The organism is Streptomyces caelestis, assembly GCF_014205255.1.
GTDB lineage: Bacteria > Actinomycetota > Actinomycetes > Streptomycetales > Streptomycetaceae > Streptomyces > Streptomyces caelestis.
The window spans coordinates 4629785-4654719 of record NZ_JACHNE010000001.1 but is presented as its reverse complement, the minus strand read 5'-3'; the positions used below and the strand labels follow the sequence as shown (position 1 = coordinate 4654719).

The 24935-nt window shown below is 71.8% G+C and carries 23 protein-coding genes and 1 pseudogene; 10 read left to right on the top strand and 14 right to left on the bottom strand.

Going from position 1 to position 24935, the window contains the following annotated elements; translation table 11 throughout:
• Window position 1: 1 nt before the first annotated feature.
• The 7 genes from HDA41_RS21205 to HDA41_RS21175 form a co-directional block, all read right to left on the bottom strand.
• A complete protein-coding gene (locus tag HDA41_RS21205) occupies window positions 2-952 on the bottom strand; it encodes a 3-hydroxyacyl-CoA dehydrogenase NAD-binding domain-containing protein (protein WP_184986147.1) in 951 nt (316 codons plus the stop codon).
• The gene (locus HDA41_RS21200) at window positions 949-1695 is read right to left on the bottom strand and encodes an acetoacetate decarboxylase (RefSeq protein ID WP_184986145.1); all 747 of its coding nucleotides are present in this window, start codon (window positions 1693-1695) and stop codon (window positions 949-951) included. The genes HDA41_RS21205 and HDA41_RS21200 overlap by 4 nt, the downstream gene beginning before the upstream one ends.
• 6 nt (window positions 1696-1701) lie before the next feature.
• The gene (locus tag HDA41_RS21195) at window positions 1702-2475 is read right to left on the bottom strand and encodes a crotonase/enoyl-CoA hydratase family protein (RefSeq protein WP_184986143.1); all 774 of its coding nucleotides are present in this window, start codon (window positions 2473-2475) and stop codon (window positions 1702-1704) included.
• Window positions 2476-2494: 19 nt separating this feature from the next.
• The gene (locus tag HDA41_RS21190) at window positions 2495-3664 is read right to left on the bottom strand and encodes a CaiB/BaiF CoA transferase family protein (protein ID WP_184986141.1); all 1170 of its coding nucleotides are present in this window, start codon (window positions 3662-3664) and stop codon (window positions 2495-2497) included.
• A 164-nt stretch (window positions 3665-3828) separates the two neighbouring features.
• Complete coding sequence (locus tag HDA41_RS21185) at window positions 3829-4740, bottom strand: LysR family transcriptional regulator (RefSeq protein WP_184986139.1); 912 nt, start codon at window positions 4738-4740, stop codon at window positions 3829-3831.
• A gap of 10 nt (window positions 4741-4750) precedes the next feature.
• The gene (locus HDA41_RS21180; RefSeq protein ID WP_184986137.1) at window positions 4751-5299 is read right to left on the bottom strand and encodes a GNAT family N-acetyltransferase; all 549 of its coding nucleotides are present in this window, start codon (window positions 5297-5299) and stop codon (window positions 4751-4753) included.
• A 24-nt stretch (window positions 5300-5323) separates the two neighbouring features.
• Window positions 5324-6784, bottom strand: coding sequence for a transcriptional regulator (locus HDA41_RS21175; RefSeq protein WP_184986135.1), 1461 nt, complete (start codon window positions 6782-6784; stop codon window positions 5324-5326).
• Between the two features lie 285 nt (window positions 6785-7069).
• On the opposite strand from HDA41_RS21175, the gene HDA41_RS21170 reads away from it, so the two are divergent.
• Window positions 7070-7624, top strand: a complete 555-nt coding sequence (locus HDA41_RS21170; protein WP_184986133.1) for a DUF4232 domain-containing protein — start codon at window positions 7070-7072, stop codon at window positions 7622-7624.
• A 136-nt stretch (window positions 7625-7760) separates the two neighbouring features.
• Here HDA41_RS21170 and HDA41_RS21165 read toward each other — a convergent pair whose 3' ends face one another.
• Window positions 7761-8966: an MFS transporter gene (locus HDA41_RS21165; protein ID WP_184986131.1), complete on the bottom strand. Its 1206-nt coding sequence runs from the start codon at window positions 8964-8966 to the stop codon at window positions 7761-7763.
• A gap of 96 nt (window positions 8967-9062) precedes the next feature.
• On the opposite strand from HDA41_RS21165, the gene HDA41_RS21160 reads away from it, so the two are divergent.
• Together HDA41_RS21160 and HDA41_RS21155 are read left to right on the top strand one after the other, a co-directional pair.
• Window positions 9063-9443, top strand: a complete 381-nt coding sequence (locus tag HDA41_RS21160; RefSeq protein WP_184986129.1) for an ArsR/SmtB family transcription factor — start codon at window positions 9063-9065, stop codon at window positions 9441-9443.
• A gap of 133 nt (window positions 9444-9576) precedes the next feature.
• Window positions 9577-10398 (top strand): hypothetical protein, encoded by an 822-nt coding sequence (locus HDA41_RS21155; RefSeq protein ID WP_230299471.1) that lies wholly within the window; start codon window positions 9577-9579, stop codon window positions 10396-10398.
• A 92-nt stretch (window positions 10399-10490) separates the two neighbouring features.
• On the opposite strand, the gene HDA41_RS21150 is transcribed toward HDA41_RS21155, so the two are convergent.
• Window positions 10491-14300 (bottom strand): nSTAND1 domain-containing NTPase, encoded by a 3810-nt coding sequence (locus HDA41_RS21150; RefSeq protein WP_184986127.1) that lies wholly within the window; start codon window positions 14298-14300, stop codon window positions 10491-10493.
• 286 nt (window positions 14301-14586) lie between these two features.
• Here HDA41_RS21150 and HDA41_RS21145 point away from each other — a divergent pair, with 286 nt between their 5' ends.
• From HDA41_RS21145 to HDA41_RS21135, 3 genes are read left to right on the top strand one after another with little or no spacing between them, the layout of a single operon-like run.
• Entirely contained in the window at window positions 14587-15426 is an 840-nt protein-coding gene (locus tag HDA41_RS21145; protein WP_184986125.1) for a glycoside hydrolase family 16 protein, read from the top strand.
• Window positions 15423-15884: a hypothetical protein gene (locus tag HDA41_RS21140; RefSeq protein ID WP_184986123.1), complete on the top strand. Its 462-nt coding sequence runs from the start codon at window positions 15423-15425 to the stop codon at window positions 15882-15884. Before HDA41_RS21145 ends, HDA41_RS21140 begins: the two co-directional genes overlap by 4 nt.
• Window positions 15881-17314, top strand: a complete 1434-nt coding sequence (locus HDA41_RS21135; protein ID WP_184986121.1) for a hypothetical protein — start codon at window positions 15881-15883, stop codon at window positions 17312-17314. The genes HDA41_RS21140 and HDA41_RS21135 overlap by 4 nt, the downstream gene beginning before the upstream one ends.
• A 230-nt stretch (window positions 17315-17544) precedes the next feature.
• Here HDA41_RS21135 and tnpB read toward each other — a convergent pair whose 3' ends face one another.
• Window positions 17545-19008 carry an IS607 family element RNA-guided endonuclease TnpB gene (gene tnpB, locus HDA41_RS21130; RefSeq protein WP_184986119.1) on the bottom strand — a complete coding sequence of 488 codons (1464 nt, stop codon included), beginning with the start codon at window positions 19006-19008 and terminating at the stop codon, window positions 17545-17547.
• Window positions 19009-19219: 211 nt separating this feature from the next.
• Between tnpB and HDA41_RS21125 the strand changes: the two genes are divergently transcribed.
• The gene (locus tag HDA41_RS21125) at window positions 19220-20434 is read left to right on the top strand and encodes a sensor histidine kinase (protein ID WP_184986117.1); all 1215 of its coding nucleotides are present in this window, start codon (window positions 19220-19222) and stop codon (window positions 20432-20434) included.
• A 13-nt stretch (window positions 20435-20447) separates the two neighbouring features.
• Window positions 20448-21107: a response regulator gene (locus HDA41_RS21120; protein ID WP_184986116.1), complete on the top strand. Its 660-nt coding sequence runs from the start codon at window positions 20448-20450 to the stop codon at window positions 21105-21107.
• Here HDA41_RS21120 and HDA41_RS42730 read toward each other — a convergent pair.
• A pseudogene (locus tag HDA41_RS42730) lies at window positions 21092-21232 on the bottom strand (ABA4-like family protein); the annotation flags it as partial. The gene HDA41_RS21120 and the pseudogene HDA41_RS42730 sit on opposite strands and share 16 nt — an antisense overlap.
• Window positions 21233-21289: 57 nt before the next feature.
• The gene (locus HDA41_RS21115; protein ID WP_184986114.1) at window positions 21290-22036 is read right to left on the bottom strand and encodes a phosphotransferase family protein; all 747 of its coding nucleotides are present in this window, start codon (window positions 22034-22036) and stop codon (window positions 21290-21292) included.
• A gap of 426 nt (window positions 22037-22462) precedes the next feature.
• On the opposite strand from HDA41_RS21115, the gene HDA41_RS21110 reads away from it, so the two are divergent.
• Both HDA41_RS21110 and HDA41_RS21105 read left to right on the top strand, forming a co-directional pair.
• Window positions 22463-22840, top strand: a complete 378-nt coding sequence (locus HDA41_RS21110; RefSeq protein WP_086854660.1) for a PadR family transcriptional regulator — start codon at window positions 22463-22465, stop codon at window positions 22838-22840.
• Entirely contained in the window at window positions 22837-23421 is a 585-nt protein-coding gene (locus HDA41_RS21105; RefSeq protein WP_184986112.1) for a hypothetical protein, read from the top strand. The genes HDA41_RS21110 and HDA41_RS21105 overlap by 4 nt, the downstream gene beginning before the upstream one ends.
• A 144-nt stretch (window positions 23422-23565) precedes the next feature.
• Here the strand turns inward: HDA41_RS21105 and HDA41_RS21100 are convergent, their stop codons facing one another.
• Complete coding sequence (locus HDA41_RS21100; RefSeq protein ID WP_184986110.1) at window positions 23566-24033, bottom strand: NUDIX domain-containing protein; 468 nt, start codon at window positions 24031-24033, stop codon at window positions 23566-23568.
• The gene (locus HDA41_RS21095; RefSeq protein ID WP_184986108.1) at window positions 24026-24781 is read right to left on the bottom strand and encodes a DUF5919 domain-containing protein; all 756 of its coding nucleotides are present in this window, start codon (window positions 24779-24781) and stop codon (window positions 24026-24028) included. The genes HDA41_RS21100 and HDA41_RS21095 overlap by 8 nt, the downstream gene beginning before the upstream one ends.
• Window positions 24782-24935: the final 154 nt, after the last annotated feature.

The window sequence follows — 24935 nt, the reverse complement described above, 5'->3', positions numbered from 1 at the left end:
CTCAGTTCTCCTCCTTGTCCGTGCTGTCCAGGGCGGACAGGACGGCGAGTTGCCTGCGGTCACGCGTCTCGGTGAGTTCCGGGTACGTGGCGGAGCCGTAGGCCTGTTCCACGGCTGCGATGAGCCTTTCTTGTTGTTCGTCGTTCTGTGACGGGGTGCCGAGGTCCGCCCACATCCGCTTCATCGAGGCGCCGATGTGCTCGGCCATGTGCCGGTAGCCGCCGGGTCCGCCGCCCAGGTGCGAGCCGAGGAACGGCCCGACCGTGGCCCAGCGCAGCCCCAGCGAGTTGGTCATCACCGTGTCGAGCTCCTCGGGCGTCACCACGCCCTGCTCGACGAGGTACACGGCCTCGCGGCTGAGCGCGTTCTGCAGCCGGTTCCCGACGAAGCCGGGGATCTCCTTGCGCTCGACGACCGGGGTGCGGCCGACCGAGGTGTAGAAGTCCACCGCGGCCTTCACGGCTTCCTCGCCGGTGCGCTCCCCGGGCACGACCTCGACGAGCGGGACCAGGTGCGGCGGGTTGAAGGGGTGGCCGATCAGCACGCGGGCGGCGGCGTCGTCCGCCAGCTCCTTGGTGAACTCGGTCGACGGGATGGCCGACGAGGAGCTGAGCAGCAGCGCGTGGCCGGGTGCTTCCCGGGCCAGGGTGGCGAACAGGTCCTGCTTGAACTCGATCCGCTCGGGTCCGTTCTCCTGTACGACGTCCGCGTCCCGGACCGCGTCGGTGACGCCGGCGGCGATGTGCACCCGGCCGGCGAGGTCCGTCACGTCCAGGCCGCGGGCGGCCAGGTGCGGGGCGGACCGCGCCAGGGCCTCGTCCACGGCCTCGGCGAGGTCCGGTCGCGGGTCGCTCACCCGGACCGTCAGGCCGTGCGCGGCGAACAGCGCCGTCCAGGACAGTCCGATGGTCCCGGCGCCGATCACCGCGGCCGTACGGAAGGTGCGGGTCATGACGCGGCTCCCTTCAGGTAGTCGTGGACCGGCTCGGCGCCGGACAGCGTCAGGTCGGTGAGGATGTGGCTCGCGGAGACGACCTCCAGCACCGGCAGGTCGGCCAGCGGGGCGAGCACGTGCTGGAACAGCTGGAGCCGGGCCGGGCCGGTCCACGCCTCCTTGACGGTGACGTCGGTGATGCGCGTGCGGACGAGTTCCTGCACCCGCGGTGAACCGTCGTAGCCGGGAATCGTCTTGAGCATGAAGGTCGGCACGGTGATCTGTGCCCGGGCCTCCCGCCGGTCCAGCTCGTGGTGCTTGTAGCCCATGGTCGCGGTGGCGACCCGCAGGCTGCCGTGGTCGAGGGTGCCGACGAGCGCGCCGGAGTCGACGGTGAGCGCCGGGGAGCCGAGCACCTTCGGGTAGGCGGAGACCTCGCGGCCGGAGGCGGTCGCCGGGAAGTTGTCGAGGTACATCGCGTGCAGGTACTCGCCCTGCTCGCCCTCGAAGCTGACGGGGATGGCCTGTCCGGCCTCCGTGTAGGGGCCGTATCCGCTGACGTCGCCCATCTTCATGACCTCGAACCGGACCAGGGGTTCACCGATCCGCAGCGGTTCGGGGACGACGGCCCGCAGCGCGTCGGGGTCGGTGCGGTAGACGACGTTGAGGTACTCCCGGTCGGTGAACCGCGGGATCGTCGGCGCGTACGCCGGGCTGGTGAGCGGGGTGGTCAGGTGCCGCCGTACGTCCTCGGTCTGCATGGCGCCTCACCGTCCCGTCCACCGCGCGGGGCGGCGCTCGGCGAAGGCGGTCATGCCCTCGCGTACGTCCGCCGAGGCCATCAGGGTCTTCATCTCCCCGCGCTGGAAGGCGAAGGCGTCGGCGTCGGGAGCGCCGTCGGCGGCGCGGACGACGCGCTTGACGGCCGCCAGCGCGAGCGGGGCGTTCTCCGCGAGCCGTTCGGCCAGGTGGAGCGCCTCGGCGACGGCCTGTCCGGTGGCGGTGACCCGGCCCGCCAGGCCCAGGTCGCCGGCGCGGCGGCCGTCGACGGGCTCGCCGGTCAGCAGGAGTTCCATGGCCAGGTGGTGCGGGATGCGCTTGGGCAGCCGGATCACGCCGCCGCCCGCGGCGATCAGCCCGCGCTTGACCTCGGGCAGGCCGAACCGGGCGTCCTCGGCCGCGACGATCAGGTCGCAGGCCAGGGCCAGTTCGAAGCCGCCGCCCATGGCGTAGCCCTCCACGGCGGCGATCAGGGGCTTGGCAAGTTCGGCCTCGGTCAGTCCGCCGAAGCCGCGGCCTTCGACCTCGGGCGACTCGCCGCGCAGCGCGGCCTTGAGGTCCATGCCGGCGCTGAACGTGCCGCCCTCGCCGGTCAGGACGCCGGCCCGCAGCTCGGGGTCGGCCTCCAGTTCGTCCAGTGCGGCGGTCAGGCCGGTGGCGACCGCGGCGTTGACGGCGTTGCGGGCCTCGGGGCGGTCGAGGGTGATCAGCAGGGTGGAGCCGATCCGTTCGGTGCGTACGGGAGTGGTGGGTGTGCTCATGGCTGTCCTCCTGTGACGGTCAGCGGGCGGCGGCGTCGAGCTCGGCGAGGACGTCCTCGGTGTCCTGGCCGGCGACCGGCGCCAGACGGCGGATCGAGCCGGGCGTGGCGGAGAAGCGCAGCGGGATGCCGATGGTGCGGACGGTGCCCTCGCTCGGGTGCTCGACGGTGTCGAGGAGGTGGCCGTCGCGGACGTAGGGGTCGTCGTGGGCGCGGTCCAGTTCCAGCACGGGGGCCATCGGGATGCTGTGCTTCGCGCACACCTCCGCCCACTCCTCGGTGGTCAGCGCCGGGGCGCAGGCCTCCAGGAGCGCGGCCAGGTCCTCGTGGTCGGCGCTGTCGATGGCGTCCCCGTTCACTCGCGGGTCCTCGGCGAGGTCCGGGCGCCCGGCGGCGGTGAGGAAGTCCCGGTAGTTCTGCGGGTTGTACGGCATGACGCAGGCCAGGCCGTCCTTGGTGCGCACCGCCTTGTGGCCCTTCAGCATCGACAGGGCGAAGCCGGTGGGGCCCGTCTCGGGCACGTGGGTGTGTCCCGCCAGGTGCTCGACGAGGTTGAACGCGATCAGGGTGTCCGTCATCGGGATCTCGACGAGCTGGCCCTGCCCGGTCCTGTTCCGGTGCAGCAGGGCGGCGAGCACACTGTAGGCGATGGTCAGTGAGGAGACCTTGTCGCCGATGATGGTCGGCAGGTAGACGGGCTCGCCCAGCGCCCGGTCGGCGATGTCGACCAGGCCGGACGCGGCCTGCACGGTCTCGTCGTAGGCGGCGTTGCCGGCCCGGTCCGAGTCGCTGCGGAAGCCCTGGGCGTGCGCGTAGACGAGCCCGGGGTTGCGGGCGGCGATGTCGTCGTAGGACAGGCCGAGGCGGTGCAGCGCGCCCGGCCGCATGTTGGTGATCAGCACGTCCGCGGTGTCGATCAGCCGCAGCGCCCGCTCCCGGTCCGTCTCCTCCTTGAGGTTGAGGGCCACGCTGCGCTTGTTGCGGTTGACGTTGAGGTTCAGCGGGGTCATGCCCGGCGTGGTGCGGTAGTGGCCCACGCGCACGGTGTCGGCGGGCGACTCGATCTTGATCACGTCGGCGCCCAGGTCGCCGAGGATCTGTGCCGCGTAGGGGCCCATCACCACGGTCGAGAGGTCGATCACGCGGACGCCCTCCAGGGGGCCGGCGACGGTGTCCTTGATGTCCGTCATCGTTTCCTTCCACTCCTCACTTCACCTGTATGTGTGTATCTGGAAACTAAGCTAGCAAGGGGGGAATGGAAAACGGAAGCGAATGGAGTGACCAATGAACGAAAGGCGGTATGACCACAGTGGTCATACCGCCTTGGCGAATACTTTTCGAATACTTGGCCGAGTCAGGCGCGGAGCGGCTCGGCAAAGATCTCGTGAGCGGCGGCGACGACTTCCTCCAGGTCACCGCCGTGCGCCCGGTCCTTGCGCCACAGCAGCCCGGTCTCCAGCTGGGGATGAAAATCCGAGAAGGGAAGAACGGCCACATTATCGAGACGGTAATTCTGAACAGGGCTTCGCTGATCCAGCATGGAAATGGAGAATGCCAGGCCACTGGAGACTATCTCGGAAACACCGTCGAAAGTAGCGCTGCCGATTTCGACCCGTTTCTTGATGCCGAGCTCGGCCAGCTGCTGGTCGAGGCCGCGGAAATACGCGTTGGTCACGGCCGTGGGCGAGCCCGCGTAGGCGAGTCCGGACAGTTCGGCCAGGGCGATCGACTCCCGCCCCGGGAACCGGTCCCTGGGCACGACCGCGCCGAGCCGCTCCGACATCACCGGCAGCTGCTCCAGGGCCGGGTCGCCGCCGACCGGGAGCCGGGCCAGGGTGAGCGCCAGTCTGCCGTCGCACACCGCGTCGACCAGCCGCTCGGTGCCGCCCGGCCAGCGTTTGATCTCGAACCGGTCGCCGACCCGCTCGGCGAGGGCGTCCATCCGTTCCCGCAGGTCCGGATGGATACCGCTGGGGACGCCGAGCAGCAGGGTGGTCCGCCGCGGCCGGGTCGTCTCGTCCAGCCGCCACTGGATGGAGTCGACCTGCTCCAGCACACCGCGGGCGATCGGCAGCAGCGCGCTGCCCGCCGGGGTGAGCCGCACATGGTGGGTGTCGCGGTCGAACAACCGGTGTCCGAGCTCGTTCTCGAGATCCTTGATGCGCCGGCTCAGCGGGGACGCCGCCATGTGCAGTTTGCGGGCAGCGGTGGAGAAGTTCAGTTCTTGGGCGACGGCGACGAAATAGCGCAGGTGCAGGAGCTCCACTCGGCTCACCCTAACCGGTGTGGCCGGCGGTCCTCGGGGCTGTGGGGCGCGGGAGTTCCTTCTCCAGCAGCGTGAAGGACTTGGGCGCACCGCCCGGCTGCGGCTTGCCCTCCTTGTGGCCCACCACACGGTAACCGGCGGCCTGGTAATAGGCGTTGAGCTGTGCGTTGCCCGCCAGGCAGTCCAGGCGGACGCGGGTCCGTCCGGCCTCGGCCACCCGGCGTTCCGCGGCCTCCAGCAGCAACCGCCCGGTGCCCGGCGCGGTGGTGTTCCGGTCCACCATGAGCCGGTGCACGTACCCGGCCACGGGCGGCTGAGGCCCCCAAGCGGCCTCGTCCTCCCACCACAGCTCCCAGGCTCCGGCGACGCGCCCGCCGGCCTCCGCGAGCCAGACCTCGCCGTGTGTCATGACCTGGCGGAAGTGGTCTTCGTCCAGTTCCCCCGGCCGCCATTGCCCGGTGATGCCGCGGGCCAGCATCCAGCGGGCCGCGTCGTCGCGGAGGCGGACGAGGGCGGAGAGGTCGGTCTCGGCGGCCGGGCGGAGGCGTAGATCATTCACCCGGGGATCGTCGCACGCGCGCGGTCACGGCCTGGAGGCTTCCCATTCGCCTCCGCCTTGGCCGGGCACGTAGACATAATGCGGACGGCCGGTCTTGGAGGTGGTGCGGAAGGGCTTCCCGCCGTCCGTGATCTCTATCGTCCCCTGGCGACCGCCGCTGCTCCACTGCAGCTCCAGTTGCCACTTCACATCGCGGGTGCCGGTGTGGGCGGTGACGTACAGCACCTCGGGGTCGGACTGGCTGACCTTGTAGGGGAAGCCGCGCTGGCCGCCCTTCGGTGCCACTGTGGGCTGTGCCGCGTCGAGGTCCAACCCGAACTCCCTCGGTTCCACCCCTCCGCCGCAGCCCGACCCCATCTCGTACGCGGTCCAGGCCAAGGGCGCGGCCGAGCCGACCACACGGACGTGCAGCGACTCGATGACCACGGCCTTGTCCCCGGTGCCCTGGACGGTCACCGACACACGGTGCTTCCCGGCGGATACGGCACCGACATCGCTCGCCCATTTCGGGCCGTCCTGCACCGTCGGCGGTGGCAGGGGGACCTGGGCGGGGGGCCGGTCGACCATGTAGAACGTCCCGCAGTAGGCATCCCAGTCGTGGGCACGGGCGCTCACCGTCAGCGGCACGGAGTCATCGTCCGGGACGGGGTCCGGGACGGTGTCCGGGGCCGGGGCCGCACCGTGGCCGGCCGACCCCGACGCCGACGCCGACCCGGGCGGCTTCGCGCTCGGCGTCCTGGAGTCCGGAGACCGGCTCGGCCGCGCCGAGGGGGACGCGGACGGGGACGCCGATCCGTGCGGTGCGTGGAGATCGGTGGACCCGGCCACGGTGGGCACGCGCCGGCCGCCCGGGTCCCCGCCGGTGTCGATGTTCTCCAGGACCGCCGTCGTCAGGGCGACCACGGCCAGGGTGCTCGCGGCGACCACGACCCGCCGCTTGCGGAAGGCTGAGCGGCGCGGTACCGGACGCCGCGTGGGCCCGCCCGCTTCCGGTGGTGCTTCCGCACCGGATCCGGGCAGGCTCCCGGCCCCCGGTACGGACGCGGCCACCCCCGGCTCCGCCACCACAGCCGCCCCGGATCCCGGCAGGACAGCCGACTCGGAGTCGGCCCCAGGTCCCGCCACGGCTCCGGGAGCCCCCTCCGGCTCGGAGCCGGGTCGGGGCACGCGGTCCTGGCCCGCGGCGGCCGGAGTCCCTTCCTCCGCCCTGTCCGCCGCGGCCCGCCGGGAGCGTTCCCGCGCCGCGTCGGCCACGACCCATCGACGGTGCAGCTCGACCGCTTCCTCCGGGGTCGCCTTGCACAGCCGCGCGAAACGCGAGACCGACGCGTAGTCGGCCGGCACCCCCTCCCCCTTGCAGTAGCGGTGCAGCGTCGACGTGCTCATGTGCGCGCGCTTGGCCAGAGCTTCGTAGCTCAGCCCCGAACGCTGCTTCAACTCGCGTAGAAGCGCAGCGAAATCAGCTGTCTCCTCAGCCGCCCCCACCGGTCCTCCATCTCGCTCGGCATCCCACGAGTGGGACGTTCCCCCTGGTCAGAGCCGGTGCTGCCATCCCAGCGTTCCAAAGGTCCGGTTGGAATGGCGGGTGGGACGGAACGTGGCACAGGCTTGGGTCATCCAAGCACGCCGCCCCGTTCGAGGGCGGTGACGCCGATCTCAACTTCCGGTTTCGGCCGCACATCTGTCCGACCGACACCCATGAACCGGAATATTCCGTTCCGGAAATTCGGAACTCAGGAAACTCGAAACTCAGAGAAAGCAGTTCATCGCATGCGTATCGCACAGCGCTCCACCACCCGCGTGGCCGCCTCCTCCCTGGTCGCTGCCGCCGCTTTCACGCTCGTCGGTGTCCAGGCCGCGGGCCAGACGGCCTCCGCCGCCACCCCGCAGCAGGCACCCGTGACCGCCAGCTGCACCGCGGCGAACACGGAACTGACCGTCAAGGACGTCCCCCGGCCCATCAACACCCTGCTGCTCACGGCCACCAACACCGGCACCAAGCCCTGCAACCTCTACGGCGCGCCCTACCTGGCCGCCGGCGCCGGCGCCCAGGCCCCCGTCCCGTGGCTGGACTCCAGCAAGCCCCAGGCCGTGGTGACCCTGGCTCCCGGCGAGTCCGGGTACGCCGGCATCGGGACCTCCTCCCCTGACGGCGACGAGGGCTACATCGCCAAGACCCTGGGCGTGCACTTCGCGAACAAGCAGCAGAACGGCTCGATCGGCAAGGGCGCGACGCTGCCGCTGCCCAACGGCGGCGTGTACTTCAACAGCGCCAACTTCGTCACGTACTGGCAGAGCGACGTGTACGACGCGCTGTTCGGCTGAGCCGTCCGGCGTCCCACGGCACCGCCGGTGGTTGCGGTGCCGTGGGACGCGAGCGCGTGAAGAAGTGTTTCCCGCCGACGCCCGGTCTCAGCACCGCCGCGCGAGGATGCGTGGGGCGGGTGCGGGTGCCTGACGGTCACGCGGGTTCGGGAACCCGGCGGTGGCCCGCCACGACGACCAGTGCGCCGACGACCGCCAGGCCCATCAGGACGCCGCCGAAGACGGTCGCCCCGGTGGGCAGGCCCACGGTGTCCATGAGGTAGCCCGTGGACACCGGCAGAAGGCCGGCCGGGAGGTAACCGCCCACGTTCAGCGCGGCGTTGGCCTCGGCGAGGCGCTGTGGCGGGACGCTGGAGTTGAGCAGTGAGAGGCCGCCGAGCTGGCCCATGCCCTGGCCGGCTCCGGCGAGCAGGGCGGAGGTGACGAGCAGGGCGACCGACGAGGCGTGCACGGCGACGATCAGTGCGGCCATGCCGAGGGTGGTGCTGATCGCACCGGCGGTCAGGACGGTGCGCCGGGGCAGCGTCCGCACGGCGAACTGGAAGCCTGTGGCGGCGAGGAACATCACGAACGCCATGGCTCCGGCGACGATCCGGCTGGTGGTGCCGAGCAGTTCGGTCAGCAGGCTGGGGCCGAGCGACAGCACGAAGGACGTGGCGGTGATGCCGGGGGCGAACACCGCGATGCCCAGGGCGAGATGGACGCCGTTGCCGCGGGGCACGGCGGGCACGCGCACCCAGGCGCCCTTCCCGCGTACGGCGGGACGGCGTACGGGCATGCGCAGCACGGCGAGGACGGCCGTGGCCAGCAGCACCGCCTCGACGGCGAAGACGGTCACCGTGGGCGCCGGCAGCGTCTCGGAGAGCAGGCCGGCGAGCAGTGGGCCCAGGCCGGCCCCGAAGACCATCGCGCAGGACGCCAGCAGCGCGGCCAGCCGCCTGCGCTCCGGGCCCGCCACGTCCGTCACGGCGGCCATGCCCGCGGAGACGACGGCGCCGACGGCGATGCCGGTGAACAGCCGGGCGACGATCAGCGCTGTCACCGTCGTGGCCGTCGCGAAGATCGCGCAGGCGGCGAGCGCCAGGGCGAGCGCGGGCAACAGCACGGGCTTGCGTCCCAGCCGGTCCGAGACCACGCCCGAGACGAGCAGCGAGCCGAGCAGGCCGACGATGTAGAGCGCGAAGACGACGGTCAGGGTGCCCTTGGAGAACCCGATGTCGCGCTGCCACAGCACGTACAGCGGGGTCGCCGCGTTGGACAGCACGAAGACGGCGGTGACCGGCCACGCCGCCAGCCACACCACCGAGGTGGGGGTACGGGGTGCGGCCTGACTTTCCGGCATGGTGGTCCCTTCGGCGAGCTCAGTACGAGTTTTTTCGAACCTACCATGCGGTACGATAAAACTCGTACAAGCGATTCGGATGACAGGGAGCTGCCCATGTCCGCCACGGCTCACGACGTGCCGGTCATCAAGGTGTTGCCCGAGCCGGAAGGGCTGCCGGAACCGCTGCCCGAGCCGGCGGTCGAGGAGTTGCGCCTAGAGACAGTGCTGGGCGCGCTGAGCGATCCGCTGCGCCTGACGATCGTGCGCAAGCTCCTCCTGGAGTCGGAGGCGTTCGACCACACCTGTGGCTGGTTCGGCCTCGACCGCCCCAAGTCCTCCCTCACCCACCACTTCAAGGCGCTGCGCGAGGCCGGCATCACCCGCCAGCGCCAGTACGGCCTGGAACGCCGCAGCCACGTCCGCGTGGCTGACCTCGACGCCCGCTTTCCCGGCCTGCTGGAGCTGGTGGCGGCATGGGACCCGGACACGCCCTGAGCCGACGCGAGAACCGCCACCGACGACCGCCCGGACGCGTTGTTCGGCCAGCGGACCGGGTGGCCGAACAATCCGTGCCGCGACTGAACTGGGCTCGCCGGGAAGGGCCGCAGCACGAAAGAGGGGTCGTCGGATGGGCAGGAGCAGGGGCGTCGCGGTCGTGGTCGCCGGGCTGGTGCTGGTCGTCGGGGGGTGCGGGGAGGGCGGGACGGACGAGAAGGCCGCCGAGGCGTCGGCCGAGCCGAAGCCGACCCGGTCGCCGTCATCGTCGCCGTCGTCCGAACTCGTGGAGTGGGTGGGCGACATGTGCGAGTCGACGGTCGCGCTCCAGAACCTGCGGAAGGAGAGCGCCGCGGATCTGAAGGAGATCCGGGACTCGGACGACGAAACCGGGATGCTCGCCCAGGCCCACGCCCTCAGTTACCTCACCTCGACACCGGCGGACGTGGAGGCCGTGGCCGGTGACCTGGAGGCCCTCGGTCCGTCGGGCGTTCCCGCGGCCGACCGGCTGCGCGACGCCCTGCGGAAGAAGGTGAGGAGTGTCGCGAACGAGCTCGGAGCCCAGTCACCTGCGGTGGGCCTGGAGTACGCCGAGAGCACTGTCGCGGACGTCGACAAGCGGGTCCAGTCCCTCACCCCGCCCGAGCCGGACCTGCCCGCGCTGACCAAGAAGGTTCCGCGGCTCGCGGCGGCGTACGAGCAGGCCGAGCAGTGCGCGCCGGGCTGGAAGCCCGACGGGTCGTCCGGGGAGGGGGACTCGTCCGCGCCCGACCGCCCGCTGCCGAAGGCGGCGGACGGCAAGAACTACGCGGCGTGCTCGGACGGTGCGTGCGAGGTCCTGGTGACCTCCACGGCGGACATCACGGCGAAGGGCACGAAGGTGCACGTCATCGTGGCGGACGACTCCATCACCGTCGGGGGGCGGCGTGATGCAGTTCGGCGGCGGGGGCGGTGAGGCCGGGTTCGGCAACGGCCTGAAAGCGAACGTCGTCGCCCACGACAAGGACGGTGCCGTGCTGAAGTTCTCCCGCCCGTAAGCCCGCACCTCTACTGGTCTCCGCAGACCTCCCTGTAGGGGAGTTGCGGCAGACGCTCCTTCCAGTCGGCCCGGGTCAGGACCCCGCCGGTGTGCTCGCAGACGTACTCCGCCGCGCGGTCCTCGTCCAGCGTCCACAGCCGGGCCGTCAGGTCGTAGCCGGCGGAGGCGAGGGCGTCGCCGCCCGGACTGAACGCGACGGTGGTCACGGTGTCGAGGTGGCCGGTGAGTTCCTGGCCGGACGGCTCGGCCCGGGCCGGGTCGGACACGTCCCACAGGCGGACCGTCCGGTCGCCGCTGCCGGTCGCGAGCGTCTTACCGTCCGGGGCGAAGGACAGGGCTCGGACCGCGGCGCGGTGTCCGGTCAGCTCCTCCCCCAACGGGCGGGCGCGGTCGCGCCGTTCGACGTCCCGCACGTCCCACAGCCGCACCGTACGGTCGTCGCTGCCCGTCGCCAGTGTCCGCCCGTCCGGAGCGAAGGCCACCGCTTCGACCGACTCGTCGTGTCCGGTGAGGGCGGCGCCCGCGGGCCGGGCCCGCGTCCCGTCGCCGTCCACGTGCCACAGGCGGGCGGTGGCGTCCTCGGCGCCGGTGGCCAGGAGGTGGCCGTCGCGGGCGAAGGCCACGGAGGTGACGGCGTCGGTGTGGCCGCGCAGCGGTGCGCCGAGCGGCCGTGCGCGCTCCGGTCGCCGTACGTCCCACAGCCGTACCGTGCCGTCCTCACCGCCGGTGGCCAGGGTGCGGCCGTCCGGTGCGAAGGCGACGGCGTCGACTCCCCCGTCGTGGGCGCGCACGGGTGCTCCGAGCGGGGTGGGGCGGTCGGGCGCGGAGACGTCCCACAGGCGTACGGTGCCGTCGGCGGAGCCGCTGACCGCCGTACGGCCGTCGGGTGCGAACGCGACGGCCAGCACCCGGTCTTCGTGGGTGAGCGGCCGCGGCAGCCGGCGCGGGTGGTCCGCGCGGCGCACGTCCCACAGGCGCACCAGCCCGTCGTCGGTGCTGGCGGCGGCGAGCAGGCGGCCGTCGGGGCTGTAGGCGACGGCGGTGACCGGGTTGGTGAAGTCGGTGAGGACGGTCGGCGGCCGGTGCCAGAGCAGGACGCCGCCGTCGGCGCCGGTGCTGGCGAGGGTGCGCCCGTCGGGGCTGAAGGCGACCTCCCACACGGGCTCGGTGTGCCCGGTCAGCGGCTCCCCGAGACGCTGGGGATAGGCGGGGTTGGCCACGTTCCACAGCAGGGGCGCGTCGTCCTCGCCCGCGCTCGCCAGGGTCTCCCCGTCGGGGCTGAAGGCGACCGTCATGACAGGCGCGGTGTGCCCGGTGAGGGGTTCGCCCAGGGACGTGAGCCGGGCCGGGCGGGACGCGTCCCACAGTCGTACGGTCTCGTCGAAACCGGCGGTGGCCAGGGTGCGGCCGTCGGGCGAGAAGGCCAGGGTCCAGACCGGGGCGGTGTGGGCGCGCACGGACTTGCCCAGCGGTGTGATGCCGTCGTCCTGGCCGTACCGCCATCTCCGGACGGTGCCGTCGTAGCCGGCCGTCGCCAGGGTGTTCCCGTCCGGGGCGAAGGCGACCGCGCGGACGCTGCGGTCCTCCGAGTCGTCGGCCGCGGCCGGCCTGCCGAGGGGCGTGGGGCGGGCCGGGTCGGTCAGGTCCCACAGGCGTACGGTGCCGTCGTCACCGGCCGTGGCCAGAGTGCGGCCGTCGGGGGCGAAGGCGGCGGAGACGATGTTCTCCTCGTCGTGGCTCACCAGCGGGCGGCCGAGGGGGCGGGGGTGCTCGCGGTCGCGCACGTCCCACAGGCGGATGGCGCCGCCGTCGCCGGTGGCCGCCAGCAGGTCGCGGCCCGCCGGTGCGAAGGCGACCGCGCCGACCCGGTCCGTCCCGAGCCGCAGGGGTTCGCCCAGGGTCCTGCCGCCGGTGTCCCACAGCCGGACCGTGCCGTCGTGGCCGCCGCCGACGAGGGTGCGGCCGTCGGGCGCGTACGCCACGGAGCTGCCGATCCCGACGTGGCCGGGCAGCCGCGTGGCCAGGACCCGGCCCGCGTCCGAGGCCAGCCGGGTGCGCAGGTCCGGGGTGGAGCGCATGCGGTACGCGGCCACGTCGAGCCGGGCGGCCGGCCCCGCGTGAGTGTCGCGGACCCGGTCGGCCTCGGCGGTGAGCTGCCCGAACACGGCGTCGTCCCGTTCGGCCTGCGCGGTCGCGCGGGCCTGGAGGGCGACGACCGCGGTGCCGGTGGCGAGCAGGGCGAGCGCGGCGAGGACGGCCACGACCGTGCGGCGCAGGAGCGCGGCGCGGTGCCGGCGGCGGAGCGAGGCGGTGAGGAACCGCCTCTCCAGCGGGGTCAGTTCGTCGCTGCCGGGGGTGGCGTCGTCCGCCGGGAAGGCGTCGCGGGCGGCGGACAGCCGGGAGCCGGCGTAGAGCGCGGCGTTCTCCTGTCCGAGGTCCTGCCAGGTGCGGGCCGCCTCGGAGAGCGCGCGGTGGACGCGCAGCCGGTCGCGTTCGGCGCCGATCCAGGCGCGCAGGCGGGGCCAGGCGGTGATGAGCGCCTCGTGGGCGAGGTCGGCGGTGCCGTCGTCGAAGGTGATCAGGCGGGCCCGGGCCAGCCGTTCCAGGACCACCCGGGTGTCGGCGGGGTCGCCGAAGTCGAGTTCCGCGTGGTCGGTGGGGCGGCGCGTGTCGGCGGTCCCGTCGCCTGGTGCGACAAGTCGCAGCAAGACACGGCGGGCCAACTCCGCCTGTGGTGCGGTCAGTTCGCCGTACACCTGCTCGGCCGTCCGGACGACGGCGCCGTGCAGTCCGCCGGCCGCCTCGTACGCGGCCTCGGTCAGGGCCCGGCCGCTGCGGTGGCGCCAGGTCTCCAGCAGGGCGTGCGACATCAGCGGCAGTCCGCCGGGGGCGCCCTCGACCTCGTCCAGCAGGCGGTCGGTCAGGGCGCGTTCGACGATCAGGCCGGCCGCCGTGGCCGGGCGGACGATGGCCTCCCGCAGTTCCGCCCGGCTCATCGGCCCGGCGAGCAGCGTGGCGTCCTGCAACGCGGCGGTGAGCCCCGGGTGTTCGGCGCACCGGCCGAGGAAGTCGGCCCGCACCGCGATGACGACGCGCAGCCTGCTGTCGGCCGCGGTGGCGGCGACGAGACGGTCGATGAAGACGTCGCGGTCGGCCGGGTCGGCACCGAGGGTGTACAGCTCCTCGAACTGGTCGACGATCAGCCAGGTGTCGGCGTCGGTGTCCGGTACGGGCTCCAGTCGCTCGGCGTGCGTGCGCAGCGGGTCCGCGCCGGGGGTGAGGATCCGTACGGCCGCGGGCGGCACGTCATCGCCGTCGACCGCCCGCAGCCGGGGGATCAGGCCCGCCCGCAGCAGCGACGACTTGCCGCTGCCGGAGGGGCCGAAGACGGCGGTGAAGCGGTGCTTGCGGTTCAGCTCGGTGAGCCGCTCCACGAGCCGGTCGCGGCCGAAGAACAGTCCGGCGTCGCCCGGTTCGAACCGGGTCAGGCCGCGGTAGGGCGGCCGGGCGGTGTCCTCGGCGGCGGTCTCGGCGGCCAGTTCGTCCGACGCCTCGCGCCAGCGCCGCTCCCACTCGGCGAGGTCGCCGCCGCACGCCTTGACGTAGGCGAGCGTCACCGCCCGGGTGGGCAGCTGCTTGCCCGCCGCCGCCTGCGACAGGGTGGTCACGCCGTACCCCGCCCGCCGGGCCATCTCCCGGTACGTGGGCCTGCCCGCGGCCTCGCGCAGCGCACGCAGCCCGGCGGCGAACCGCTGCACCGGTCCGGCGTCCGGATCCAGCTCGCCCTCGGCGCGCCCCGGCCCTGATTGTCCCGGCACGTACCCGCCCCCCTCACCTCGTACGCCCTCCCCCGACCATCGGCCGAATCGGCCGCCAGGACACGGGCGTTCACGCGATCCTCACGGTTCCTCCAGGCCACACGGTCCGGTTCACGCCCCGGGGTTGTTCGGTGCTGGTGAGGGGCCAGCCGAACAACCGCGCACGGCGGTCGAATGGCCCAAGGACGTGGCCGTGACGGCCATGGGGCGGCGGTCCGAACCCTGCGAGGGGAGGGCTCGGGCCGCCCCACGTCCGCACATACCCGCGACAGGCTGGAGGAGAGCCATGGACGGACGACATCGCACCCGGCACCTCGCCGTGGGGCTGGGCGCGGCGGCACTCACGATGACGCTCACGGCGACGACGGCACCCCACTCGGCATCAACGGCGGCAGAGCGGTACGGCTGGGGCGAGCCGCTCCCCGCGTGGTCGGACGAGTTCGGCTACGGCTCCGAGGCCGGCCCCGCCGTACCGGACCGCGCCAAGTGGCGCCTGGCCGGCGGCGGTCCCGGCGAGTGCTGGCCGGGCCACGGCGACAACGGCCGCCGCTGCGACGCCAACACCCGCGTCGTCGGCGGAGTCCTGCGCATGACCGGCGAGGCGGACGGCGACACCGGCTGGCTCGCCTCGCGGTACGGCCAGAAGTACGGCAGATGGGAGGCCCGCGTGCGCTCCCGGGCCACCGCCCCCGACAACGGCCGGCCGTACCACCCGCTGCTGATCCTGTGGCCGGACTCGAACGAACACCCCGAGGACGGCGAGTACGACTACCTGGAGAACGGCGCCCCCGGCGAGAGGTGCGCCGAGGCGTTCCTGCACTACCCGCACCCGCAGGACGTGCCCGTCCAGCAGGAGCACGCCCGCACGTGCGGTGTGGACCTGTCGCGGTGGCACAACGTGGCCGTCGAGTGGACCCCGGGCCACCTGCGTGGCTTCCTCGACGGCGAGGAGTGGTTCCGCTTCTCCGGCGGCGCGAACGCGGACCGGGACTGCATCCAGTGCGCCCCGTCGATGCACCAGACCATCCAGCTCGACAACTTCCACGGGGACGGCCTGCAGAGCGCCGTCTACGAAGTGGACTGGGCGCGGGTCTACGACCTGCCGGACGAGGAGGGCGTGAGGTGACCGCGATGCCGGACTCCGCGACGACGCGTATGCCGAAATCCCTGATCTTCGTCCTCGTCCTGGCCGGCGCACACGCGCTCGGCAACGTCTTCGGCGGCTGGGCGGTCATCGACGAGAACCAGAGCAAGCTGGACCACGGGCAGGACCTGCTGATGCCGATGGCCATGGCCTGGTTCCTGGCGCTGTTCTGCTGGGGCCTGGCGGCACTCCAGGTCGCCTGCCTCGTCGTGGCGCGGGGCCGCCGCCTCTGGGTCCGTGTGGCGCTCATCGTGTGCCTGTCCTTCGCGGCCCTGGGGATGGTCTTCGCCTCCCTCGGCTCGCTGGTCGCCGGGGCACCCAGCCTCCCGGCGTTCCTGGTCGCGTTCGCGGACCTGGCGGCCCTGTGGACGGTGAGCGGCGAGACGGGCCGCCGGTACTTCTCGGTACGCGCCCCGGCTCCGGGGGTGACCCCGGCATGACCTACCCCGCGTACGACCCGCCCCGGCCGCCGGTCCCCGCCGACCCACCGCGGCCCGCGGCCCCCGCCGACCCGTGGGCGGTCGCCCTCGGCAACGCCACGCTGCTCGGCATCGGCTATCTGCTGCTGCGCAGGAGGCGACTGGCCGCGATCGCCGTGCTCGGCACGGCCGTGCTCCTGGACCTCGCCGCCTCCACGGCCGAGACCCGGTACGAGATCCTGCTGTTCCTGTGGTGGGCGACAGGCATCGCCCACGGCTGGTTCCTGGCGCGTCGCCGCCCGGAGCAGGCCGTACGACGCGGGCAGCGCGCGGCGACGCTCGCCCTGGCGCTCGCGGTGGTGCTGGCCGCCGTACTGCTCCGTGCCGACGCGTACGGCATCGCGAACCGCGTGACCGAGGCCCGCGAGAGAGGCGACTGCGCGGCGGCCGTGGCCGCGCAGGGCGAGGTGTGGTGGGGCCACCGCCTGGCGGGCGCCCCGGTGGTGGAACCCGGCGACGCGGTGGTGAAGGCGTGCCACCGGCTGGACGGGGCGGCGGCCACGCTGGCCCGTGCCGCGCGCAGGGGCAGCACCGAGGACCTGGGGCGGGGCTTCGGCACGCTCGCCGGTGTCCTGAACGAGCCCGGCAACGAGCAGACCGTCCGAACGGTGCTGGACACCTTCCTCGACGGCCTGCCCACCGACGACTCCTGCGACACCGCCGCCCTCACCGCCTGGCTCCGCGACCACGGCACCGGCCACGGCGTCCTGGACCGCTCCGCCGGCACGGCGGCCCGCACGGAACCCGCCGCCCTGGTGGGATGCGGCGACCAGCTCATGAGCGAGGACGCCTGGCAGCAGGCACGGACCCACTACCAGCGACTCCTCGACGCCTACCCGGACGACGCCCGCACCGGCGAGGCCCGCGACGGCGTCCGCAAGGCCACCCTCGCCATCGAACTGGACCACGTGCGCGGCCTGGTCGAGAACACCTACAGCGCCGGCTCCGGCTACTGCTCCAAGCCCGCGAAGTACAGCGGAGCCCCGCCGTACCGCAAGGGCACCCACCGCGCCCTGTTCCTCGGCGACTCCGAGTACACCGACAAGCTCCCCGGCTCCTGGCGCACCGGCGACCCGGCCAAGGCCGCGCTCGTGGTCTGCGCGGGCGCGGCGGAGCACGGAGCCGCCGTGCAGACCTGCTCCTACGAGAACGACAAGTCGAAGTACCTGCCCCACCAAGTGACCTTCCACAAGGTCAAGATCCCCCTGAAGGTCTACGAACTGCGCACCGGCAAGCGTCTCGACCCCCGCTCGGTCCAGATCGGCGGCGGAAGCTGCCCGAGCGTCCTGCGCTACGAGTACTACATGTACGACCTGGGGCCGGGCGACCAGTTCGTCTCGACGTCCAAGTCGGGCGTACGGGACGCGTTCCGCCCGGTCGTCCGACGGTGACCGTCCGCCCGGCCCGACGTCACGCCCGCCGCATCCGCCGCAGCGCGGCCCGGGCCGGGAGAACGGTGGCCACCGTGGCGAGCAGCAGACAGCCGGCCACCACGCCCGCGACCCAGGGCCAGGCCACCGACAGCTCGACCGGCAGTCCCAGTTCCCGGCGCAGCCGTTACTCAGAGCCTCAGCGTCTCTAAGCAATCCAGGCGTTTGCGTCTGGAAGGTCCGTGACGGTGTCACCAGAGCGCGGGTTGCGCTTCGGTGTCCTGACGACGGTCTCCCGTTTCCTTCCGCCGCTGGTGCGGCAGGCTTGCGCCACCTGCCCGCCCGCCTCGGCCGGTGTTCCGGCCGGGGCGTTGGCGGCGGGTCTTACGGTCGGCTCCACGGGGCTTCGGCGCCGTGTCGGCGCCCTGGTCTCCGGCCACTCCGGTACCAGTGGTGCAGGCCGCCGCGAGGGCGACCAGGTTGCGGGCTGCGTTCTCGTCCCGGTCCATCACAAGCGGGCACTCGTCGCAGTCGAAGACTCTCACGTGCAGCGGCAGCTTGGCTTTCGTCGCGCCGCAGTTCGAGCAGGTCTTGGAGCTGGGGTACCAGCGGTTGGCCACGATGGTGGGGCAGGCGTTGCGCCTGCCCTTGTAAGTGAGCTGGCGCCGGATCTCCCCGAATCCGGCATCGGCCACGTGGCGGGCGAGTCGTTTGTTGCGGAGCATTCCGGCGACGTGGAGGTCTTCGACCACGACGGTGCCGTACTCGGCGCGCACGCGGGTGGTGAGTTTGTGCAGGGCGTCGGTGCGCAGGTTCGCCACCCGGTGGTGGAGTTTGTTGCGCTCGCGGTTGGCCTTCTCCCACCGCTTCGACGGCTTCTGGCCGGTCCTGCGGTCCGGTCCCTGCCGACGGGAGACACGGCGGGAATGGAACCGCAACAGCTTCAGCGCTCCGTCCAGGTGCTTCGGGTTCGGCTCGTAGCGGATCTCGCCGGAGCTGTCGGCCAGGACGGCGAGGTGCTTGACGCCCAGGTCGATCCCGACCACCGCATCCGGCCGGGCAACGCGGGTGATCTCCCGGGCGGTCTCGACCTGGAGGGAGACAAACCAGCGTCCGCGCTCGTGCCGGACGGTCGCGGACAGGATGCGCGCCGTGCCGGCCTGGATGCGGTCCAGGAGCTTGACGGTGGGTTCGTGGGTGCGGATCGTGCCCAGGCGGGGCAGAGTGACGTGCCGGCCGTCCGGTTCGACGCGGATCGTGCCGGTGGTGAACCGGCAGGCCAGTCGGGCCTTCCGTTTCGGCTTCCGGCGCGGGACACCCACCCGGTATCCCTTGCGTTTGCCCTGCTTGGACTTGGCGTAGTTGTCGAACGCGGCGGCCGCGTTCGCGAGGCCGGTGCTGTAGGCCTCCTTGGAGTTCTCCTGCCACCAGTCGGCGAATCTCGCCTCGGTGGACTTGACCCGGTTGAACTCCTTGCGCAGCGCGGGCAGCGACCACGGCCGCCACGGCGTCAACTCCTCTTCGCCGATGCCATAGGTGGCTTCGGCCTTGCGCTGCCACCACGAGGCGGTCACCCACGACACGGCCCAGTTGTAGGCGGCACGAGCGGCACCGCAGTGCGAACGCAGCGCCCGCTCCTGCCCGGCGTTCGGATCGAGAGCGAACTTATAGGCCTGCACCACGCAACCGGGCCGCGCCCTGAACTTCCCGCCCACTTGGCAACCTCCCCCCGGGTTCGAAGATTCCCTCACCGCACCCAACGCACAGCGCCCGCAAAGGTCACGCATTCGATGAGGGAACACTCGTTTCCGTCCACGGAGGCAAAGGCCAGGGCCACTACAAGGCAGGGCACGCCATGACGCACGATCCTCGGTCGGAGAGCTTCACGCCGTCACGACACAAGCCGAGAGGGGCTGAGACGAACTGATGGATCGCGCGGCAGCCGTCAGCCCTCGAACGGTCCTGGAGGCCCTCACCCGCAGCCCGTTGGGGTTTCTCCGTACCGCCTGGCCGTGGCGCGCACTGGGGTACCTGCTGTCCGGCGGGGTCTTCGCGACCGGTGTCTATCTCGGTGTGGCCGGGCTGCTCACCGCGCCCATCGGCACATTCGCCGGGATGCTCTGCGCCGCGGCGCTGGTGGTCTTCGCCGTCGCCCTCGCCGGTCCCCTGGAACGCCGCCGTCTCGCTCTCGTCGACCGGGGCGACGGTGACGGCAGCCGTGGCAGTGGCGACCGGCAGCGGCCGCGGCGCAGCCCCCGCACCGCCGGCTACGGCGCCGTGTCCGTCCTGGCCGTCGGCTGGCTGGACCTCGCCGTGGTCCTGGTCTCGCTCGGCATCCCGGGCTTCCTCCTCCTGACGCCCTTCCAGCCCACCGCCCTGCCCTGGCAGACCGTGGCGGGCCCGGTCGCGGGCGCGCTGCTGCTGCCCGTGGCCGCGTATCCCATCGGAGCGTGGGCCGCCGTCCGTGCGGCGGTGGGCCGTGCCGTGCTCTTCCCGAAGGACCGCGAACTGCGCGAGGTCGTACGCTCCCGGGCTCGCCTCGTCGACGCCTTCGAGACGGAACGCCGCCGCATCGAACGCGACCTGCACGACGGCGCGCAGCAGCGGCTCGTCGCCCTCACCATGAAGCTGGGCCTGGCCACCCTCGACCTGCCGCCCGGCAGCGCGGCGGCGAAGCAGGTCGGGGAGGCCCACGCGCTCGCCAAGGAGGCGCTCACCGAGCTGCGCGAACTGATCCGGGGCATCCACCCGCAGATCCTGACGGAACGCGGACTGCCCGCCGCCGCACGGGACATCGCCGGGCGCTGCCCGGTCCCCACGGACCTCGACCTCGACCTCCCGGGCCGGTTGCCGGCCGCCGTCGAGCAGACGGCGTACTACGTCACCGCCGAGGCCCTCACCAACATCGCCCGGCACAGCGGTGCCGACCGCTGCCGCGTCACCGCCCGCTGCCGTGACGGCGTGCTCCGCCTCGACATCGAGGACAACGGCTCCGGCGACGCCGACCCCGCTCGCGGCACGGGCCTCGTCGGCCTCGCCGACCGGATCGCCGCCGCCGACGGCAGAATGCTCCTGTCCAGCCCGCCGGGCGGACCCACACTGCTGAGAGCGGAGATCCCGTGCGCCGGCCCACCTTCCTGAGAGCGGAGACGTGATGCGGCAGTCCCTCCGCATCGTGCTCGCGGAAGACGCCGTCCTCCTGCGGGAAGGTCTCGTCCATCTGCTGGAGCGCTTCGGCCACCGGGTGCTCGCCGCCGTGGGCGACGGCCCGGCCCTGCTCTCCGCCGCCCGGGAACACCGCCCCGACCTGGTGATCACCGACGTCCGTATGCCACCGGGCCAGACGGACGAAGGCCTGCGCACGGCCCGCCGGCTCCAGGCCGAGCAGCCCGCACTGGCGGTCCTCGTGCTCAGCCAGTACGTCGAGCAGACCTTCGCCGACGAGCTCCTGGACGACCGCCGCAGCAGCGTCGGAACGGGCTACCTCCTCAAGGAACGCATCGGCGACGTCGAGGAGTTCGCCGACGCCGTCGCCCGCGTCGCCGCCGGGGCGACGGTCGTCGACCCGGACGTCGTACGCCAGCTCCTCGCCCGCCGCCGCGACCCCCTGGACCGGCTCACACCCCGCGAACGCGAGGTCCTCGCCCTCATGGCCGAGGGCCGCTCCAACGCGGCGATCGCCCGCCGCCTGGTCGTCACGGACGCGGCCGTCGCCAAGCACATCGCGAGCATCCTCCAGAAACTGGACCTGCCCCCGTCGGCCCCCGACGACCACCGCCGCGTCCTGGCAGTACTGGCCTACCTGCGCGCCTGACTCCCCACCGGCCCGCCGGTCGAGGGACTTGCCCCCGCCGCCCCCGCCCTCACCGCACGCAGCCCCAGAAACACCAGCGGCCCGAACGGCGACAGCAGGATCGTGAGAACCAGCAGCGGTCCCAGGGGATGGCCTGCTCGACGCGTCAGAACGCAGTTCGTAGCAGTCGGGCCCGCGCAGCCTCACATCCGGTTTCTCAGCACGTCGACCTCACAGCCCGGCAGGAACGGGTCGAAGCCGTGCTCGATCAGCCAGCGAACCGCCAGCAGGCTTCGCAACGACCACCACGCCTGGATCACGTCGAGGTCGATGTCGGTGCCATAGCCGGCGACGCCGTCGTCGAGGTGCTCCTCGTGTCCGAGCGTGAAGGTGGCAAGGTCGTACAGGGCATCACCCTGGCCCGCCTCGGACCAGTCGATGATGCCGGTGACCTCGTCGCCGTCGACGAAGACGTGCGCGATCTGCAGGTCGCCGTGTGTGAACGCCGGAGTCCATGGCCGGAGCGCGGCCTCGGCGACCTGGCGGTTGCGGGTGACCAGGTCAGCGTGCAGGAGGCCGTTCGTCACGAGCAACTCGCACTCGTCGTCGAGTTCCGCCGCCAGCGCGACGATGCTCCGGCCGGCCCGGCCGGGCCGGGGCGGCAGCGGCGCGTCGTGCAGCTTCCGGATGGCGGCGCCCGCCGCGGCCCACGCCGCCGGCGACCCGGTCGACGGCCCGCCGAGGCGCCCAAGCGTCGTCCCCGGGAGTGCAGCCATCGCGAGCACGGGCGGCTGGCGCCACAGGACCTCCGGGGTCGGGACCGGCGCGAGGGACATCGCCTCGACCTCGACGTCGATGCGCGCCTGATCGGCGTCCACCTTCAGGAACACGTCGCCGACGTGCAGAGTCGCGCGCTCGGAATGGGCGACAACGACTTTGACCTCATCCATGGGCGACCAGTATCCCGGGGATGATCCCCGACGTAGCCGGGTTTATCGCCTGCGATTAGCACCTTCACTGCTTCAGCCGTTGCCGTTGCCATCGCCCTGTCCCAGCACCGCGTGCGGCAGAAGGCGTTGGCTGCTGCACAGCGGGCGAGGGCATCCTCAGTGGCGATCACCGGTTGGAATGAGAACCACGCGGCGATCAAGAACTTCGGCACGACCCCGGTCCACCGACTACGGGTGGACAAGGCGACGGCCGACGTGCTGAGGACAGTGATCGTCGACGGTGTGCCAGAGGCCCGCCCAGGGACTTGTCCGGCCGATCAGGCTGGAGTCAGATCTGCCGCACGTACCTGCGCCGTCGGAACCACTCATTGTCATGCGCCACAAGTATCTTGCGGCGCATGACAATGGTGGACTATCTTGTATCGCATGACAAAGGGGCTGCCCGCTACCGGTGACCAGCGTCGTAGCCAGCTGCTGCGCGGAGTGCTCGATCTGTGCCTGCTGTCGCTGATCGCCGAACGGCCGCGTTACGGCTTCGAGTTCGTGGCGGCACTCGCCGACAACGGGCTCGATCTCGTGAGCGAAGGCAGTATCTATCCGTTGCTCACCCGGCTGGAGCGGGAGGGGCTCATCTCCTCGTATCGCGCCCCGTCGGCCAGCGGTGGCGCCCCACGCAAGTACTACCGCCTGACCGAAGCGGGAAGTGCCGAACTGGCGAGCGGCCGGGCCGTATGGCACGCCTTCAGCGGACGTGTGGGGCGGATCCTGACCGCCACCGAACCCACGGGGGGAAGCGCACCATGACGGACCAGCGAACCATGACGAACCAGCAGATACTCGCGGTCTGCCGCAGCAACTGGGAGTACCGGGGCATCGACGACGGATCCGTCCGGGAGATGCTCGACGAGCTCTCCGCTCATCTGGACGACGCGGTGGCCGCAGGCCGCACGCCCCAGGACGTCGTGGGCAACGACGTGAAGGAGTTCGCCGCCTCCTGGGCCCGGGCCCGCGCTCCGTTTGCCCGCCGGCTGCTGCGCACGGCGGCGATGGTCTGTTTCGTGATCGGCTGGCTGATGCTGGCCACGTGTCTGCTCCGGTGGACCACCGAACGGGTCGTGAGCGTCAACGATGTTGCCTTCTGGACCGTCGTCGCAGCGGTCACGGTCGCCTGGGAGCTGCGGCGCGGCAGCCTGGGGCTCGGTAGGACCCTAACGGTCGCCCTTGCCGTCGGCCTGCCCGCAGTGCTGCTCTCCCAATGGCTGGGCGGCGACGGGGAGCTGTTCGCATTGCCACTGTGGGCGGCCCTGGCGCTGCTCCTTCCCGGGCTTCCGTACGCCGTCGCCGATGCGCGGAGCAGGAAGAAGACCGCGCCCGGCGTCGACTAGTAGCACTTCGTTACGTCGAGTGATCCCGGCTGATTGTGGGCAGCTGCCCGGAGTGAGGTTGGGGGAAGTGGAACGGCTCCGGGGCGAGTTGGCGGAATGGCCCCCATGCCGGCGACAGTTCACGACGGCGTCCGCGTCTGCCGACTACCGGGCGGCTGGCATGTTGCCGTCGCGCCAGTCGTTCACTCGCTTCCGGATGCTGGCGACCATGGGGAGCGTGTCAATCTCTGCGGGCTCGAACCAGCGGACGTCGGTTGATTCCTCGGACACCGCGAGTTGTCCGCCCACAGGGCGAGCCAGGAAGCAGATGGAGAACTCTTGCCGTACCTCGCCGTCGTCGTAGGCGAAGACGTGGCGAGGGTTGGTGTAGGTCCCGACAATGCCAATGATCTCGACATTGATACCCGTCTCTTCGAGCGTCTCCCGAATCGCGCACTCCGGCAATGACTCGCCAATGTGCATGGCGCCGCCAGGAAGCGCCCACATGTCGTTGTCGCGCCGACGCTGAAGCAGGATGCGCCCGGAGTCGTCGACGACGATGGCAGAAGCGGCAGGAACCAAGCTGTTCGCGGCAGGGGCGTTCGGGTCGTCCTCATAATCGCGCCTACCCATTTGCTTCCTCTCCCCATACCGGAGTGCCCCGTTTCCAAAGCTCCTCAATGTGCGAAGCGAAGCGATCGAACATGCCGTCGTCCTGGTGACGACGCAGATGCAGCGTAGGGGCATCGTGTCCAACGCTGTGCGTCAGCAGGGGCGTAACAATCATGTCGTCATCGAAGCGGAACACGGACAGGTACGCATGTCCATCGCTGAACCTCGCGTCGACACCCGGCTGTCTTCTGATCTTCTCCAATTCGGCGAGCGTCACACGGATACGTGTCGACAGCGTGAGCGCAACATCTTCGTCCTGCTCTCGTGACCGTGTGAGATCGCTGTCCGGGTCGCCGACCAAAAAGCGCACCCGGCACCCCTGTGCAGCCTTACGCCGCAACGCGGTACCGAATCGTGCCTGTTCAAGCCACAGGAAGTAGTTGGTGTAACCAGCGAACGTCAGCTCACGCTCGGATTTGGTGATCAATGACCGCCACAGCGAAGCCGGACAGCCGGATCGGTACGGATAGACGGAAACGACCTCACGATCCGGACCGACCTTGATCGCCTTCCTCACGGCTGCTGGCCATAACACGGTTTCCTCCTCTCCGAGTGCCTCACAGACGGCCCACCGATGGCGGGCACGGGGGATCCGTCCCGTCTCGGTGATCCAACGGCCGACAGTCTTGACGTCGACGCCGCATCTCTCTGCCAACTGACGATCCGTCACGCGGGCTTGAAGCATGGCGCGACGCAGCGCTTCGTTCACGGGTAACCCCCTGGGACGTTAGGAACGCTTTCCACGGTAGACCTGTTCCGTTCCTAACGGTCATGGAACGCAGTAGGAACGCGCCACCAGGGGCGGAAGTGTGGGGGGGACAGATGCACAGACCCCCGCGACCGTGGCGACGGTCCGGGGGCGT